This window comes from Streptococcus pseudopneumoniae, assembly GCF_001072315.1.
GTDB classification, from domain to species: domain Bacteria; phylum Bacillota; class Bacilli; order Lactobacillales; family Streptococcaceae; genus Streptococcus; species Streptococcus pseudopneumoniae_R.
This window is the reverse complement of the sequence record NZ_JVLI01000079.1, coordinates 1-15,630: the sequence shown is the minus strand read 5'-3', so window position 1 is coordinate 15,630 and position 15,630 is coordinate 1. Positions and strand designations below refer to the sequence as shown.

The 15,630-nt window shown below is 40.9% G+C and carries 19 protein-coding genes; 12 read left to right on the top strand and 7 right to left on the bottom strand.

Annotated elements, in window-relative coordinates:
* Positions 1-5 precede the first annotated feature (5 nt).
* The 3 genes from ADH54_RS03690 to ADH54_RS03680 are packed head-to-tail and all read right to left on the bottom strand — an operon-like array spanning position 6 to position 2,372.
* Entirely contained in the window at positions 6-902 is an 897-nt protein-coding gene (locus tag ADH54_RS03690) for an RluA family pseudouridine synthase (protein WP_049524089.1), read from the bottom strand.
* Positions 899-1,717: an NAD kinase gene (locus ADH54_RS03685; RefSeq protein WP_049524088.1), complete on the bottom strand. Its 819-nt coding sequence runs from the start codon at positions 1,715-1,717 to the stop codon at positions 899-901. The genes ADH54_RS03690 and ADH54_RS03685 overlap by 4 nt, the downstream gene beginning before the upstream one ends.
* Positions 1,701-2,372 (bottom strand): GTP pyrophosphokinase, encoded by a 672-nt coding sequence (locus ADH54_RS03680; RefSeq protein ID WP_049524087.1) that lies wholly within the window; start codon positions 2,370-2,372, stop codon positions 1,701-1,703. Before ADH54_RS03680 ends, ADH54_RS03685 begins: the two co-directional genes overlap by 17 nt.
* Before the next feature lie 127 nt (positions 2,373-2,499).
* Between ADH54_RS03680 and ADH54_RS03675 the strand changes: the two genes are divergently transcribed.
* From ADH54_RS03675 to ADH54_RS03645, 7 genes are all read left to right on the top strand, one after another.
* Entirely contained in the window at positions 2,500-3,069 is a 570-nt protein-coding gene (locus ADH54_RS03675) for a CYTH domain-containing protein (RefSeq protein ID WP_049524086.1), read from the top strand.
* Positions 3,070-3,180: 111 nt separating this feature from the next.
* On the top strand, positions 3,181-4,140 hold the full coding sequence (locus ADH54_RS03670; protein WP_049524085.1) for a ribose-phosphate diphosphokinase: 960 nt from the start codon (positions 3,181-3,183) through the stop codon (positions 4,138-4,140).
* A 9-nt stretch (positions 4,141-4,149) separates the two neighbouring features.
* Positions 4,150-5,265: a cysteine desulfurase family protein gene (locus ADH54_RS03665; protein ID WP_049524084.1), complete on the top strand. Its 1,116-nt coding sequence runs from the start codon at positions 4,150-4,152 to the stop codon at positions 5,263-5,265.
* A 4-nt stretch (positions 5,266-5,269) separates the two neighbouring features.
* Positions 5,270-5,617, top strand: a complete 348-nt coding sequence (locus ADH54_RS03660; RefSeq protein ID WP_000863540.1) for a DUF1831 domain-containing protein — start codon at positions 5,270-5,272, stop codon at positions 5,615-5,617.
* A gap of 7 nt (positions 5,618-5,624) precedes the next feature.
* Positions 5,625-5,840 (top strand): DUF4649 family protein, encoded by a 216-nt coding sequence (locus tag ADH54_RS03655; protein ID WP_049524083.1) that lies wholly within the window; start codon positions 5,625-5,627, stop codon positions 5,838-5,840.
* Positions 5,841-5,922: 82 nt separating this feature from the next.
* Entirely contained in the window at positions 5,923-6,564 is a 642-nt protein-coding gene (locus ADH54_RS03650; RefSeq protein ID WP_049524082.1) for a redox-sensing transcriptional repressor Rex, read from the top strand.
* A gap of 17 nt (positions 6,565-6,581) precedes the next feature.
* A complete protein-coding gene (locus ADH54_RS03645; protein WP_049524081.1) occupies positions 6,582-7,271 on the top strand; it encodes a gamma-glutamyl-gamma-aminobutyrate hydrolase family protein in 690 nt (229 codons plus the stop codon).
* On the opposite strand, the gene radC is transcribed toward ADH54_RS03645, so the two are convergent.
* The 3 genes from radC to ADH54_RS03630 all read right to left on the bottom strand — a co-directional run bounded on the left by radC (position 7,268) and on the right by ADH54_RS03630 (position 12,115).
* Complete coding sequence (gene radC / locus ADH54_RS03640) at positions 7,268-7,948, bottom strand: RadC family protein (protein ID WP_049524080.1); 681 nt, start codon at positions 7,946-7,948, stop codon at positions 7,268-7,270. The genes ADH54_RS03645 and radC overlap by 4 nt on opposite strands.
* A 42-nt stretch (positions 7,949-7,990) precedes the next feature.
* Positions 7,991-10,282, bottom strand: a complete 2,292-nt coding sequence (pcrA, locus tag ADH54_RS03635; protein ID WP_049524079.1) for a DNA helicase PcrA — start codon at positions 10,280-10,282, stop codon at positions 7,991-7,993.
* Positions 10,283-10,444: 162 nt separating this feature from the next.
* Positions 10,445-12,115 (bottom strand): formate--tetrahydrofolate ligase, encoded by a 1,671-nt coding sequence (locus ADH54_RS03630; RefSeq protein WP_049524078.1) that lies wholly within the window; start codon positions 12,113-12,115, stop codon positions 10,445-10,447.
* Between the two features lie 229 nt (positions 12,116-12,344).
* On the opposite strand from ADH54_RS03630, the gene coaB reads away from it, so the two are divergent.
* The 5 genes from coaB to ADH54_RS03605 all read left to right on the top strand — a co-directional run bounded on the left by coaB (position 12,345) and on the right by ADH54_RS03605 (position 15,378).
* Complete coding sequence (gene coaB, locus ADH54_RS03625) at positions 12,345-13,034, top strand: phosphopantothenate--cysteine ligase (RefSeq protein WP_000699486.1); 690 nt, start codon at positions 12,345-12,347, stop codon at positions 13,032-13,034.
* 11 nt (positions 13,035-13,045) lie between these two features.
* A complete protein-coding gene (gene coaC / locus ADH54_RS03620) occupies positions 13,046-13,597 on the top strand; it encodes a phosphopantothenoylcysteine decarboxylase (protein ID WP_000940138.1) in 552 nt (183 codons plus the stop codon).
* The gene (locus ADH54_RS03615; protein WP_000747412.1) at positions 13,581-14,144 is read left to right on the top strand and encodes an ECF transporter S component; all 564 of its coding nucleotides are present in this window, start codon (positions 13,581-13,583) and stop codon (positions 14,142-14,144) included. The genes coaC and ADH54_RS03615 overlap by 17 nt, the downstream gene beginning before the upstream one ends.
* 178 nt (positions 14,145-14,322) lie before the next feature.
* Positions 14,323-14,850: an ECF transporter S component gene (locus ADH54_RS03610; protein ID WP_049524077.1), complete on the top strand. Its 528-nt coding sequence runs from the start codon at positions 14,323-14,325 to the stop codon at positions 14,848-14,850.
* Between the two features lie 12 nt (positions 14,851-14,862).
* Positions 14,863-15,378: a transcription repressor NadR gene (locus tag ADH54_RS03605; RefSeq protein WP_049524076.1), complete on the top strand. Its 516-nt coding sequence runs from the start codon at positions 14,863-14,865 to the stop codon at positions 15,376-15,378.
* On the opposite strand, the gene ADH54_RS03600 is transcribed toward ADH54_RS03605, so the two are convergent.
* Positions 15,375-15,630: hypothetical protein (locus ADH54_RS03600; RefSeq protein ID WP_049524075.1), on the bottom strand; the 256-nt coding region annotated here is incomplete at its 5' end. The genes ADH54_RS03605 and ADH54_RS03600 overlap by 4 nt on opposite strands.

The window sequence follows — 15,630 nt, the reverse complement described above, 5'->3', positions numbered from 1 at the left end:
AGTTTTTATAGAGTATTAGTTGATAACTGAGTAATAAGGTTACTGAAATCATCCGGCAAGGGACTTTCTAACTGCAAGCCTTGCTCTAAAAATGGATGATAAAAGGATAGGTAATGGCAATGCAGGGCCTGACGTTGAATGCCGTCGTCCAGACTACCTCCGTACAAATCATCGCCCAACAAAGGAAAACCAATATGAGAAAAGTGGACTCGTATTTGGTGGGTTCGACCAGTATGCAGGCGAATGTCTACCAAGTGAATATTTCCATAGGAAGCGACAATCTTGTAGGAAGTATGGGCGTACTTCCCACCTTTAGCTACCCTTCTGGTGATAATAGAGTCTTCATCACGCGCAATCGGAGCAATAATTTCCCCCTCTGTTTCCAAGTGTCCATCACCTTTAACCAAAGCAAAGTAGCGTTTCTCAATGGACTTCTTCTGCAACTGCTTGTCTAATCGTGCGTGGGCATAGCCGTGCTTGGCAAAGAGCATCAAGCCAGAAGTATCTCTATCAAGTCTAGTTACAATGTGAATCTGCTGATTTTCATAGTCTTGCTTGACGTAGTAACCCTTAATAAAATTAGCGATGGTATTGGAGTGATTAACACTAGGAATAGAAGCCACTCCATAGGGTTTATTTAAGACTAGAAAATGGTCATCCTCATAGAGAATATCCAGTGGGCGCTCGATAGCTTCGAGAGTTTCAAAGCCTTCCTCAGCAGGAATATCAATGATAACTCGGTCTCCAATATCCAATAGATAAGTTGCATTTTGAGGTTGGTCATTGACCAAAATAGCTCCGCCTCGAAACTTAATCTTGGCCAGCAGTCCTTTAGAAACCTCGTGCTTTTTTAAGAAGGTCTTAACCTTGACATGCTCATCTGCGATAAATTCAAACCTCATTCGTCCACCTCGCCGATAAAGGCATCCTTAACGCGGTTCCAGAAACTGGTATGGCTAGGAGTCGCGACAAAGTGAATCTTATGATGATCAATTTGATACTCGATTCGCTCGATACTACGAAAAGAATAGACACTATTGTCAACCGAAATGGTGTGGTAATCATTTCTTGTTGGAATGAGTTCAATCTTATCCTTCTTAGGCACAATAATGGAAGAGCCCAGCGTTCGATAGACACGATTATTAAGGCTGGCAATTTCCGTTAATTGCAAAGCTTCAATGGTAGGGTGTAAAACAGCTCCACCAAGTGATTTGTTATAGGCTGTACTACCAGTCGGTGTCGAAACTGTTAAGCCATCTCCGCGAAAACGTTCAAAGGGAACACCATTGATGACAATATCTGCCACCATGGTTCGATCGGATCTGCGAATGCTGGCTTCGTTGAGGGCACGAAAAATCTTGACCTCTCCATTTCCAAGAAAAACCTTCACATTTAGAACAGGGTAAGAAACCCTTGCTCCGGTATCTAGCTGCAAATTGGTCACTAGCTTGTCCAACTCAAAATCACGGTAGTCCGTATAGAAGCCCAAATGTCCCGTATGAACACCGATAAAGCGTACCTTATCAAGTTGGTCTTCGTACTTATGAAAGGCCGACAAGAGCATGCCATCCCCACCTATGGATATGACAATATCCGGATTGGTATCATTAAGTATAAACTGATTTCTCTTCAAACGATCTCGCAATTCATATAAAACCCTTTGACTCTGCGGTTTTCTATTGGCTATCAGGTCAATTCGTTTACCTGTATTCTTCATCTGTATCGTCACTGTTTCCTACACCATCATTTAATTTTCTACTCAAAGGATCAAAAAGGGCCTGGGCTTCTTGGATATCATCACGAATTTTACCCATTTCTTCATCTAACTGATGGGCAATCTTGGATGTAATTTCCAGTCGCTTCTTAATCTCCTCTGGGAAATCCCCTTGGTACTTGTAGTTGAGAGAATGTTCTATCGTTGCCCAAAAATTCATGGCCAAAGTACGAATTTGAATTTCTGCCAAAATAGTCTTAGCTCCATTGATGGTGTCAACCATATATTCTACTACCACATGATAAGAACGGTAGCCTGAGGCTTTTCGATGAGTAATGTAATCTCGTTCCTGTATGATCCGCATGTCCTGACGCTTGTGTAAAATTTCCACTACTTCCTTAACGTCATCTACAAACTGGACCATCACACGCAAACCAGCAATATCCTGCAAATCGTGTTCCAAGGTCGCATAAGTAATGCCACGACGAGCCATTTTTTCTTTGATGCTCTCAATCGGCTTGACTCTACCAGTCACAAACTCAATCGGAGAATGCTTATTTTGCTTACGATATTGCTTACGAATACCACGAAGTTTAATCTTTAACTCACCAACAGCTTGAATGTAAGGATCTAGAAATTCTTCCCATTCTAAGGTCATATATTCTCCCTTGTTCTCATATTATCCTTCAAAAATATCTTTGATTTTTTCTCCAGATTTATATACAATAAATACAAAGCTATTATATCATAAATCCGCTTTCAACGATAAAGAAAAGGTAAGAAAATTGAAACATTTAGAAATTGAATTGAAAACACTCTTGAAAAAAGATGAATACAATCGTCTAAAAGACCAGTTCACAGGTGTCACTCCTGTTCTTCAAAAAAATTACTACATCGACACGCCTAATTTTGAACTGCGAGAAAAGAAAGTTGCTATGCGCATTCGCACTTTTGAAGACTGGGCAGAATTGACACTCAAAGTCCCTCAAAGTGTCGGAAACATGGAGTACAATCAAAAATTACAACTAAAAGATGCTGAAAACTATCTGGCTAAGGAAGAACTTCCTCAGGGACTGGTGCTCGATGAATTAGCTAAACATGGTATCCAGAGCAAGAACTGGCAAGTGCTCGGTTGTCTAACGACACTTCGCTATGAAATGCAAACAGCTATTGGTCTCATGGCGCTGGATGAAAGTCAGTATTTTGATATGACAGATTACGAATTAGAGCTCGAAGTGGAAAATCATGAGCAAGGCAAACAGGATTTCCAACAATTTTTAGAGGAAAATCAGATTGCTTATCAAAAAGCTCCCTCAAAATTGGTCCGATTTGTCAAAAGCATGAAAAATAGCTGAAATAATCTCCATTTTTTGGTAAAATAGAAAAGATAAAATACAAAAATCCCAGTTCATATAGGCTAGGCAGATATGGCTAGGATTTAAAAAGTTTACAGAGGACGGTCTATAATGTCAGATAGAAAAAACATGAAACTTTTCGCACTCAACTCTAACCAAGAGATTGCACAGAAAATTGCTCAAGCTGTTGGTGTCCCACTTGGAAAACTATCATCACGTCAATTTTCAGACGGAGAAATCCAAGTGAATATCGAAGAAAGTGTCCGTGGTTATGATGTTTACATCATCCAATCAACAAGTTTCCCTGTTAACAACCACCTAATGGAATTGTTAATCATGGTAGATGCTTGTGTTCGCGCAAGTGCCCACAGTATCAACGTTGTCCTTCCATATTTTGGCTATGCACGTCAAGACCGCATTGCTTGTCCTCGTGAGCCACTTACAGCTAAACTAGTCGCTAATATGCTAGTTAAGGCTGGGGTTGATCGTATCCTGACTCTTGATTTGCATGCCGTTCAGGTTCAAGGGTTCTTTGATATTCCAGTGGATAATCTTTTCACTGTTCCCCTATTCGCAAAACATTACTGCGATAAGGGACTACTCGGTTCAGATGTTGTTGTCGTTAGCCCTAAAAATTCAGGTGTCAAACGTGCGCGTAGCTTGGCTGAATATCTTGATGCTCCTATCGCCATTATCGACTACCCTCAAGACGATGCAACTCGCAACGAAGGTTATATTATCGGTGATGTTGAAGGTAAAAAAGCCATCTTGATTGACGATATTCTGAATACAGGACGTACTTTCTCTGAAGCTGCTAAAATCGTTGAACGTGAAGGGGCTACAGAAATTTATGCTGTTTCTAGCCACGGTCTCTTCGTCGAAGGAGCTGCTGAACTTCTTGACAATACTAAGATTAAAGAAATTCTTGTGACTGATTCAGTAGCAACAAAAGAAAAAACTCCTAAAAACGTATGCTACATCACTGCTAGTGAGTTAATTGGTGATGCTATCGTCCGTATCCACGAAAGAAAACCAGTCAGCCCACTCTTTGCTTACAACAAAAAGAAATAAGGTGATTCTTTGATTTATTTGGACAATGCTGCGACAACTCCTATGTCAGCAGTTGCTATTTCAGCTATGACCAAGGTGATGCAAGAAACCTACGGAAACCCTTCTAGTATTCATGGACATGGTCGTCAAGCTGGCAAACTCTTGCGAGAAGCCCGTCAGGAACTAGCTCAGTTACTGGGGACAAAACCTCAACATATCTTTTTCACTTCTGGTGGGACAGAAGGCAACAATACTGCCATCATTGGGTACTGCTTTCGTCACCAAGAACAAGGAAAACATATCATCACAACTGCCATTGAACACCATGCTGTCCTTGAAACCATTGATTACTTGGTTCAACACTTTGGGTTTGAAGCAACCATTATCCAACCAGAAAAGCAAGAAATCACAGCTCAACAAATTCAAAAGGCTTTGCGTGACGATACAATTTTGGTTTCTACCATGTTTGCCAATAATGAGACAGGAAACCTACTGCCCATTGCTGAAATTGGCCAAATACTCAAACAACACCCTGCTGTCTATCATGTTGATGCAGTTCAGGCAATCGGAAAAATCCCTATACAGCCAGAAGAATTGGGCATTGATTTTCTCACTGCTTCTGCCCACAAGTTCCATGGTCCTAAGGGAATCGGTTTTCTCTACGCTTCTAGCATGGACTTTGATTCCTATCTACATGGCGGAGACCAAGAACAGAAAAAACGTGCAGGGACTGAAAATTTATCTGCCATCGTAGGCATGGTTGCAGCCCTAAAAGAAGACCTAGAAAAACAAGAAGAACATTTTCAACATGTACAAAATCTAGGAACCGCCTTTCTTGCAGAGCTAGAAGGAATTCAGTATTACTTGAATAGAGAAGAACATCATCTCCCTTATGTCCTCAATATTGGATTTCCTGGTCAGAAAAATGACCTCTTACTCCTTCGGCTAGATTTAGCTGGAATTTCAATCTCTACTGGCTCAGCCTGTACGGCAGGCATTGTCCAATCCAGCCATGTTCTTGAAGCCATGTACGGGGCAAATTCAGAACGCTTGAAGGAATCCGTTCGCATCAGTTTGTCACCACAAAATACCGTTGAAGATCTACAAACCCTCGCAAAAACCTTAAAAGAAATTATCGGAGGTTAGCCATATGGCATTTGAAAAAACCATTCAGTTAAAAAATTGTCGTTACGACTACACTCTTAGCCCTTCTGTTAAAAAATTCACCCTTAAGGACAACACTTTTTTTGAGACCAAGGTTGGTAACTACGAACTAACTCGCCTGCTTGAAAAGGTTCCAAACAGTGGTGAAGGCTTCCAACTCAAAATCATCATTAACAAGGAACTTACAGGTGCTAAAATCAATATCACTGACAAGTTTGGCCTTCGTCTAGTTGATATTTTCAAATCAGAAGATCACCACATTCATCAGGAAAAATTCTATTTCCTCATGGATAGTTTAGTAGAACGTGGTGTCTTTACAAAATCTGAAAGATAGGTCCCATATGTTTGAACTGACCTATAAAGACAGCTATCATGTAGAGCGGACTCTCAAGTACGAAGATTATGAGGAACTCATGCTGGCTTTGTCAGGCTGTGTGACCCTACCAGATACACTTTATGTGACTTCTCTGACTTTTAAGGGCCAGAAAGTTTACCTGGGTCTGATCGGAGACCTCTACCGTTTTCTATCACATGCAGATTTTTTACATCAAAACTAAGATTTTTCTTAGTTTTTTCTTGTTTTTGTTGATTTTTTCACAATGTTTCTATAAAATAGAAGAATAGAAAGGTTGTGATTTTGTGAAAGATAAACAGTCTGCTATTCCAAAGGCTACAGCGAAAAGACTCTCTCTCTACTATCGAATTTTTAAGAGATTTCATGCAGAAAAGATTGAACGTGCTAACTCTAAGCAAATTGCAGAGGCCATTGGTATTGATTCAGCGACCGTACGTCGTGATTTTTCCTATTTTGGTGAACTAGGTCGTCGTGGTTTTGGATATGATGTCAAAAAACTAATGACATTTTTTGCCGATTTGCTCAATGATAACTCCATCACCAATGTTATGCTGGTAGGTATTGGAAATATGGGCCATGCCCTTCTCCACTACCGCTTCCACGAGCGTAACAAGATGAAGATTATCATGGCCTTTGACCTAGATGACCACCCTGAAGTCGGGACCCAAACTACTGATGGGATTCCCATTTACGGGATTTCTCAAATCAAGGATAAAATCAAGGATGCTGATGTCAAAACTGCTATCCTGACCGTTCCCAGTGTTAAGTCACAAGAGGTTGCTAATCTCTTGGTAGATGCTGGTGTGAAAGGAATTCTCAGTTTTTCACCAGTCCATCTGCATTTACCAAAAGACGTGGTCGTTCAGTATGTCGATTTGACAAGTGAACTCCAAACCCTCCTCTACTTCATGCGAAAAGAGGATTAGAAAGCGAAAATCATTTTATGAAAAAACCAGTTATAGGGATTACAGGAAACGAAAAAACTCATCCTGATGATGACATCATGATGAGCTACGCAGCAAAAGGCTTTGTTGAAGGCGTTAAAGACGCTGGAGGGATTCCCATCATCCTACCGATTGGTGATCAAGAAATGGCCTGCCACTATATCAGTATGATTGACAAGCTCATCTTGACAGGTGGGCAAAATGTTGATCCAAAATTCTATGGTGAACCAAAAACCATTGATAGCGATGACTACCACCTTCAAAGAGATATATTCGAACTAGCCCTCATCAAGGAAGCTATCAAACAGCAAAAGCCGATTTTCTCTGTCTGTCGTGGGACTCAACTCTTTAACGTTGCCATGGGTGGAACTTTGTACCAAGATATCGAAGATCACTGGCAGGATTGTTCCGCCGAGTACACAACCCAACGCTTGGTGACAGAACCTGATACAGTTCTTCGAGAAATCTATGGAGAAATCTCCCATATCAACTCCTTCCACCACCAGAGCATCAAGGATTTAGCACCAAATTTAAAGATTGCGGCTCATGATCCTAAAGATGGTATTATAGAAGCTGTTATGAGTACGGATGATGTCGCCTTTCTCGGTGTCCAATGGCATCCAGAGTTTCTTTTTGAAAATCGTCCCAAAGATAAAAACCTCTTTGACTATGTTGTTAATGAACTTTAGATTAAATCTGTCTTTTCACGGTAACTAAAGTAACTAGATTGTGAGACAATCAAATGGTCCAAGAGGACAATCCCCATCAGTTCGCAGGCTTCTTTGACAAGTTTAGTGACATGATCATCATTTCGGCTAGGAGCTACTGCTCCCGAAGGATGATTGTGAACCAAGATGAGTGAAGTCGCCATATGCTTGATAGCATAGTGAAGAATCTCTCGCGGTTCAGCGATACTGCGAGTGGCAGAGCCAATAAAAATAGTCTGTTGATGAATGATTTGATTTTGAGTATTGAGATAGAGCGCCACCAGGTGCTCTTGTTTTTTGTCCCCCAATTCCTGCTGCATCTTCTTGGCCAACTTTTGGCTACTGAGAATACTTTCCATCTCAAGGGTCTCATGTTTATGAATACGATGGCCCAGTTCAATCATAGCTTGTAACTCTATGGCCTTAACACGGCCGATACCAGACAGACTCTGCAATTCCTGCAGGGTCATTTTTTTCAAATCCGTTAGGCTTGAAAGATTGCTCAAGACTTTCTGGGCAATTTCAAAAACGCTAGCTTGACGTGTTCCTGTCCTGAGTAAAATAGCTAGCAACTCTTGATTACTGAGCGCTTCAACTCCTTCCTTGGCCAGTCTTTCTCTTGGTAATAGTGAATCTTCTTGGAATGAAATACTGTACATAAAAATCCTCCTCACTTTATTATTCGTGAGAAGGATGAAAAATTAGATTTTTTTCTCAATTGGGGCCACACTGGCTAAAAGTTTTTTCAAACCTACTTCCGGGAAATTGATTTTCAATTCCTGCGTAGCACCGCTACCTGAAACTTCCAAAACAGTTCCCTCTCCCCACTTCTTGTGGAGGGCAATGTCACCAATGGACCAATTTGCCTCGCTAGAAGCTGATTTTGCTCCAGCTGTAAATTGACCAAATGGGAGACCGCTTGACTGGATAGATTTTGGGGCAGCACTGCGTTTACGGTCTTGAAGAGCCTGGGCAAGACTCATACCTTGACCGAAGGCAACCCCACCACTGCTATAAGATGCCTTAAAGCTTGTATTTGCTGGACGAGCCAGACCTTGATACTCAAGTAAGTCTGAGCTGATTTCGTTAATAAAACGAGTTGGACGGTTGTAGTTGGTACGACCGAAAAGCAGGCGCGAGTTGGCATTGGTCAGATAGAGAATTTTCTCTGCACGCGTAATTCCTACATAGGCTAGACGGCGCTCTTCTTCTAGTTCATCTTGATCTTCAGCTGCACGGCTAAGCGGAAAGACATTTTCTTCCATCCCAATCAAAAAGACAACTGGAAACTCGAGACCTTTGGCAGCATGCAGGGTCATCAAGGTCACTTCTGATGTCTCCTGACTACCTGAATCTGTGTCGGCAATCAAAGCCAAGTCATTTAAGAAACGACTCAGTTTGTCCAGACCAGTTTCCTCTTCTGCCACATCAGAGGTGTCATCAAAGTTTTTCGTCACAGAGAGGAACTCCTCGATGTTTTCTACCCGAGCCTTGCTTTCTAAGGTCGCTTGGGCATTAAGAATATCGACGTATCCTGTTTTTTCAAGGACAGCCTCAACCAACTCAGTAATGCTTAAATGGTCCAGTTGCTCCCGCAAATCCAGAATCATATTGGCAAAATCCCAGATAGATTGAGCTGCCTTACCCTTGATACCAGATAACATGATATTGGCTGAAGCATCTAGCATGGACATGTCTTGCATATTCGCAAAGTCACGGATTTTCTCAACTGTACCTGGTCCAATTCCACGTTTAGGCTCGTTGATAATACGCTCAAAACTGATATTGTCACTCAAATTGGCAATAAGATTAAGGTAAGCGATAATATCGCGGATTTCCTTACGGCTGTAGAACTTGGTTCCGCCAACCATGGTATAAGGGATATTTGACTTGAGCAAGGCTTCCTCAATAGTACGGGACTGCGCATTAGTCCGATAGAGAACTGCAAAATCCTTGTGAAGGAAGTTTTGACTCCGACCAAGTTCATCGATAGTTCTAGCTACAAATACAGCCTCATCTAGCTCATCATTGGCACGATAGTAAACGATTTGTTCTCCATCAGCGTTTTGAGTCCAGAGATTCTTAGGACGGCGGTTTTTATTGTTTTTAATGACCTCGTTGGCCGCTTGGAGAATTGTTTTAGTGGAACGGTAATTCTCCTCCAACAAAACAACCTTGGCTTGGGGATAATCTTTCTCAAAATCCAAAATATTCTGCATATCAGCACCACGCCAACCGTAGATAGACTGGTCAGCATCCCCAACCACACAGATATTTTTAAAGCGTGAAGCCAAGAGTTTGACCAATTGGTACTGAGCGTGGTTGGTATCTTGGTACTCATCAACGTGGATGTATTGAAACTTCTGCTGGTAGTAGGTCAAGACATCAGGATTTTGATCAAAGAGACGCAGGGTCAGCATAATCAAATCATCAAAGTCAACTGACTCCGACTGACGCAGTTCTTTTTGGTAAGCAGTGTAACACTGGGCCACAATTTGCGTATACATATCACCAGCTTGGGCAGCATAGGCCACATCATCAATCAAATCATTCTTAGCATTGGAAATGGTTCCCAAAATAGTTCGTTCATTCCATTTTTTAGGATCCAAGTTCAACTGCTTGAGAATGCGTTTCATGAGAGTTCGTTGCTCCCCAGGATCCACAATAGTAAAATTACGATTGTAGCCAATATGATCCGCATCACGACGCAAAATACGCACACACATGGAGTGGAAGGTCGCAATCAGACAGTCCTGAGTGGCTGGATTAAGGCTATAAGCACGCTCTTTCATCTCACGCGCAGCCTTATTAGTAAAGGTAATGGCCAAGATATTCCAAGGATTGACCAGCTTTTCATCAATCAGATAAGCAATGCGGTGGGTCAAAACTCGGGTCTTTCCAGAACCAGCCCCCGCCATGATCAACAAGGGACCTTCTGTCGTTTGCACCGCCTCAGCCTGACGGTCATTCATTCCATTTAATAATGCGTTCATCTTCTCTTCCTTACTCTTGAAGTCAATATTTCTATTATATCAGAATTCAGGGAAAATATCTTTACCTAGACTGGTTACATGTAGAAGGCAACTCCTTATATCTAGATAAAAAATGAGCTTGGATTAAAATCTCCAAACTCATTTAAAGTCAATTGCATTATACTAGAACAAACCTAGGACTGTTCCATCACTTTCAACATCCATGTTGAGGGCTGCTGGTCGTTTTGGAAGTCCTGGCATAGTCATAACATCACCAGTTAAGGCAACGATGAAGCCTGCACCTAATTTTGGCACCAATTCGCGAATGGTAATTTCAAAGTTTTCAGGTGCTCCAAGTGAATTTGGATTGTCAGAGAAACTGTACTGAGTTTTAGCCATACAGATTGGCAATTTGTCCCAACCGTTTTGAACGATTTGAGCAATTTGTGTTTGAGCTTTCTTTTCAAAGTTCACTTTGCTACCACGGTAGATTTCAGTAACAATCTTTTCAATCTTTTCTTGGACAGAAAGGTCATTGTCATACAAACGTTTATAGTTAGATGGGTTTTCAGCGATAGTTTTGACAACTGTTTCGGCAAGTGCTACTCCACCTTCTGCACCATCAGCCCAGACACTTGCCAACTCAACTGGTACATCAATTGAGGCACAAAGTTCTTTCAAGGCTGCAATTTCAGCTTCTGTATCAGATACAAATTCGTTAATCGCAACAACTGCTGGAATACCGAACTTACGGATATTTTCAACATGGCGTTTCAAATTGGCAAAACCTGCACGAACTGCCTCTACATTTTCTTCTGTCAAAGCGTCTTTAGCTACACCACCATTCATCTTAAGGGCACGAAGGGTTGCGACGATAACAACTGCATCTGGAGATGTTGGCAAGTTTGGTGTCTTAATATCAAGGAATTTCTCAGCACCAAGGTCTGCACCAAAACCAGCTTCAGTAACTGTGTAATCAGCCAAGTGAAGGGCTGTTGTCGTTGCCAAAACAGAGTTACATCCATGAGCGATATTGGCAAATGGACCACCGTGTACAAAGGCAGGTGTACCGTAAATTGTCTGAACCAAGTTTGGCTTAATAGCATCCTTCAAAATCAATGCTAAAGCACCCTCAACCTGCAAATCACCTACAGAAACAGGGGTACGGTCATAGCGATAACCAATAACGATATTAGCCAAACGGCGTTTCAAATCTTCAATATCAGTCGCCAAGCAAAGAATGGCCATGATTTCTGAAGCAACTGTAATGTCAAAGCCATCCTCACGTGGAATTCCGTTAAGAGGACCACCAAGTCCAACGGTTACATGACGAAGAGCGCGATCGTTCAAGTCCACTACACGTTTCCAGAGAATACGGCGTTGGTCAATTCCTAGCTCATTTCCTTGGTGCAAGTGATTATCAATCAAGGCAGAAAGAGCATTGTTGGCAGTTGTAATAGCATGCATGTCTCCAGTAAAGTGGAGGTTGATGTCTTCCATTGGCAGCACTTGGGCGTAACCACCACCAGCAGCACCACCCTTGATACCCATTACTGGACCAAGAGATGGTTCGCGGATAGCAATCATGGTTTTCTTGCCAATCTTATTCAAGGCATCCGCCAGACCAATGGTAATAGTTGATTTTCCTTCACCTGCAGGCGTTGGATTGATGGCAGTAACCAAAATCAATTTCCCAACTGGATTGCTCTCAACTGCACGAATTTTATCAAAGCTGAGCTTAGCTTTGTACTTTCCATACAACTCTAAATCGTCGTAAGAAATTCCAAGTTTCTCTACAACATCAACGATTGGTTTCAACTCAATACTCTGTGCGATTTCAATATCTGTTTTCATTCAAAACTCCTCTAACCTCTTATATGATAATTCATTATATCACAAAACAAGATTTTTAACATCCCAAAACTCTCTAAACGTTCGTAAATATCCCTGTTTTTAAGGTTTTTAGAGTCCTTTCTTAAATTTTATATGGCTTTATAGTTTGAAACTATAGTAAATCTTCGTTTTTACCAAAAATTTATCACTTTCATTTTACTTACCGTTTATTTTTGTGTACAATAGTGCTATGAAAATTTTAGTTACATCGGGCGGTACCAGTGAAGCTATCGATAGCGTCCGCTCTATCACTAACCATTCTACAGGTCACTTGGGCAAAATCATCACAGAAACCTTGCTTGCTGCAGGGCATGAAGTTTGTTTAATGACGACAAAACGAGCTCTGAAGCCAGAAACCCATCCCAACCTAAGCATTCGAGAAATTAACAATACCAAGAACCTTCTACTGGAAATGCAAGAACGTGTTCAGGATTATCAGGTCTTGATTCACTCAATGGCCGTATCTGATTACACTCCTGTCTATATGACAGGGTTTGAGGAAGTTCAATCTAGTTCCAATCTAGAAGAATTTTTAAGCAAGCAGAATCATCAGGCAAAGATTTCTTCGACTGATGAGATTCAGGTTTTATTCCTGAAAAAAACACCCAAAATCATATCTCTAGTCAAGAAATGGAATCCTACTATTCATCTGATTGGTTTCAAACTGCTGGTTGATGTTAACGAGGATCATCTGGTTGACATTGCTAGAAAAAGTCTTATCAAGAACCAAGCAGACTTGATTATCGCAAATGATCTCACTCAAATCTCAGCAGGTCAGCACCGAGCTATCTTTGTTGAGAAAGATCAGCTTCAAACAGTCCAGACTAAAGAAGAAATTGCAGAACTCCTCCTTGAAAAAATTCAAGCCTATCATTCATAGAAAGGAAAACTATGGCACATATTCTCTTGGCTGTAACAGGATCAATTGCCTCTTACAAGTCGGCAGATTTAGTCAGTTCTCTAAAAAAACAAGGTCATCAAGTCACTGTCTTAATGACTCAGGCTGCTACAGAATTTATCCAACCTTTGACACTACAAGTACTCTCACAGAATCCTATTCCCTTGGATGTCATGAAAGAACCCTATCCAGATCAAGTCAATCATATCGAACTTGGAAAAAAGGCGGATTTATTTATTGTGGCCCCTGCAACTGCTAACACTATTGCAAAATTAGCCCACGGCTTTGCGGACAACATGGTGACCAGTACAGCTCTAGCCTTACCCAGTCATATTCCCAAACTAATAGCTCCTGCTATGAATACAAAGATGTATGAACATCCAGCAACTCAGAATAATCTGAAAACATTAGAAACCTACGGCTATCAGCTGATTGCTCCTAAGAAATCCCTACTAGCTTGTGGAGACCATGGACGAGGAGCTTTAGCTGACCTCACAATTATTTTAGAAAGAATAAAGGAAACTCTCGATGAAAAAACGCTCTAATATTGCACCTATTGCTATCTTTTTTGCAACCATGCTCGTGATTCATTTTCTAAGCTCACTTATCTTTAACCTTTTTCCATTCCCAATCAAACCGACCATCGTTCATATTCCTGTCATTATTGCCAGCATTATTTACGGTCCACGAGTTGGGGTTACACTTGGATTTTTAATGGGACTACTTAGCTTGACAGTTAACACGATTACAATTTTACCAACAAGCTACCTCTTCTCCCCATTTGTACCAAACGGAAACATCTACTCAGCTATCATTGCCATCGTCCCACGTATTTTGATTGGTTTAACTCCTTATCTAGTCTATAAACTAATGAAAAACAAGACTGGTCTGATTCTAGCTGGTGCCCTTGGTTCACTTACCAACACAGTCTTTGTACTTGGTGGAATTTTCTACCTTTTTGGAAATGTTTTTGATGGTAATATCCAAAAACTCCTAGCAACTGTTATCTCAACAAACTCAATTGCTGAATTAGTCATTTCCGCAGTTCTAACCCTAGCCATTGTTCCACGACTACAAACCTTGAAGAAATAAAAAAATCTCCGCTTTCAAACCTGAAGGTGGAGATTTTGTTTGATGTAGTTTGTGTTTTTAGTGAAATGTTTACGAGTCTTTAATTAAAAAAATGACTTATAGACCTAAGTAAATCCTTGCTTTATTATCTTGTTTGTTGTACTATACTAGTGTATATACAGTTAAAAAGGAGATTCTTATGAATACACGGAAAAAGACACAATTTATGACAATGACAGCCCTCTTAACGGCTATTGCGATTTTGATTCCAATTGTTATGCCTTTTAAGATTGTCATTCCACCTGCTTCTTACACTTTGGGAAGCCACATCGCTATTTTTATTGCCATGTTCTTATCGCCCTTGATGGCTGTTTTTGTCATCCTAGCCTCTAGTTTTGGATTTTTGATGGCTGGCTATCCCATGGTTATCGTTTTTCGAGCTTTTTCCCATATCTTTTTTGGGACTTTGGGAGCTCTTTACCTACAAAAATTCCCCGATACCCTAGATAAACCAAAATCTTCTTGGATTTTCAACTTTGTTTTGGCTGTCATTCATGCCCTTGCTGAAGTATTAGCCTGCGTCCTTTTTTACGCAACTTCTGGTACCAATGTAGAAAATATGTTTTATGTTCTCTTTGTGCTAGTTGGATTTGGCACAATTATCCATAGTATGGTAGACTATACATTAGCACTAGCTGTCTATAAAGTGCTTCGAAAACGCCGTTAAAAAGGAAAAGCTATGACAAAAGATCGAAAACAAGCCCTGCTCCAACTCTTGAAAGAAGCCCCTAAAGCCCTCAATGGCCAAAGTTTGGCTGAACATTTTCATGTCACACGTCAGGTCATTGTGCAGGACATTGCAATTTTGAGAGCCGATGGCGCTCCTATCCTATCTACTAATCGTGGCTACGTCTATAAGCAAATTGATACCAATCCTTATGTCCATAAACTTTTCAAGGTGAAACATGAAGTTGAAGAAATCGGTCAAGAACTCCTTGCTATCGTAGATAATGGTGGACGTGTTCAAAACACCTTGATTGACCATCCTGTTTATGGAGAAATTGAAACCTTGCTGAAACTGTCTTGTCGCAGAGATGTTCAGCATTTTCTAGAACAAGTCGAGCATTCTGACTTTAGACCTCTGTCTGAATTAACAGATGGCATCCACTACCACCTAGTCGAAGCTGAAACACAACAAGACCTCCACTATATCGAGGAGGCCTTGGATAAACTTGGTTATTTAGTAAAAGACTAGACGATTTTCTTCTCCCAATAGTCTTCTGTACGGCGAGGATAGAAAAATTCAGACTTGTCAGGAGCTTCCATCATTTCCATCAAGGGTAACATATCATAGGCCAGATCCAAGTTTGGAATCTGGTCTTTTTGCACCCAAGAAACTTCTCCTTCATCTGAAGAGCGAAGAGTACCAGAGAACTCAGTCGCCTTATAACAAATGACAATATAGCGCCCACCTGTATCTAGTGGCCAATTTTTAATGCCGACAAGT

What these genes read in the sequence shown, in the direction of transcription:
- ADH54_RS03690 (WP_049524089.1), bottom strand. Translation starts at nt 902, where the DNA reads ATGAGGTTTGAATTTATCGCAGATGAGCATGTCAAGGTTAAGACCTTC.
- ADH54_RS03685 (WP_049524088.1), bottom strand. Translation starts at nt 1,717, where the DNA reads ATGAAGAATACAGGTAAACGAATTGACCTGATAGCCAATAGAAAACCG.
- ADH54_RS03680 (WP_049524087.1), bottom strand. Translation starts at nt 2,372, where the DNA reads ATGACCTTAGAATGGGAAGAATTTCTAGATCCTTACATTCAAGCTGTT.
- ADH54_RS03670 (WP_049524085.1), top strand. Translation starts at nt 3,181, where the DNA reads ATGTCAGATAGAAAAAACATGAAACTTTTCGCACTCAACTCTAACCAA.
- ADH54_RS03660 (WP_000863540.1), top strand. Translation starts at nt 5,270, where the DNA reads ATGGCATTTGAAAAAACCATTCAGTTAAAAAATTGTCGTTACGACTAC.
- ADH54_RS03655 (WP_049524083.1), top strand. Translation starts at nt 5,625, where the DNA reads ATGTTTGAACTGACCTATAAAGACAGCTATCATGTAGAGCGGACTCTC.
- ADH54_RS03645 (WP_049524081.1), top strand. Translation starts at nt 6,582, where the DNA reads ATGAAAAAACCAGTTATAGGGATTACAGGAAACGAAAAAACTCATCCT.
- radC (WP_049524080.1), bottom strand. Translation starts at nt 7,948, where the DNA reads ATGTACAGTATTTCATTCCAAGAAGATTCACTATTACCAAGAGAAAGA.
- pcrA (WP_049524079.1), bottom strand. Translation starts at nt 10,282, where the DNA reads ATGAACGCATTATTAAATGGAATGAATGACCGTCAGGCTGAGGCGGTG.
- ADH54_RS03630 (WP_049524078.1), bottom strand. Translation starts at nt 12,115, where the DNA reads ATGAAAACAGATATTGAAATCGCACAGAGTATTGAGTTGAAACCAATC.
- coaB (WP_000699486.1), top strand. Translation starts at nt 12,345, where the DNA reads ATGAAAATTTTAGTTACATCGGGCGGTACCAGTGAAGCTATCGATAGC.
- coaC (WP_000940138.1), top strand. Translation starts at nt 13,046, where the DNA reads ATGGCACATATTCTCTTGGCTGTAACAGGATCAATTGCCTCTTACAAG.
- ADH54_RS03615 (WP_000747412.1), top strand. Translation starts at nt 13,581, where the DNA reads ATGAAAAAACGCTCTAATATTGCACCTATTGCTATCTTTTTTGCAACC.
- ADH54_RS03610 (WP_049524077.1), top strand. Translation starts at nt 14,323, where the DNA reads ATGAATACACGGAAAAAGACACAATTTATGACAATGACAGCCCTCTTA.
- ADH54_RS03605 (WP_049524076.1), top strand. Translation starts at nt 14,863, where the DNA reads ATGACAAAAGATCGAAAACAAGCCCTGCTCCAACTCTTGAAAGAAGCC.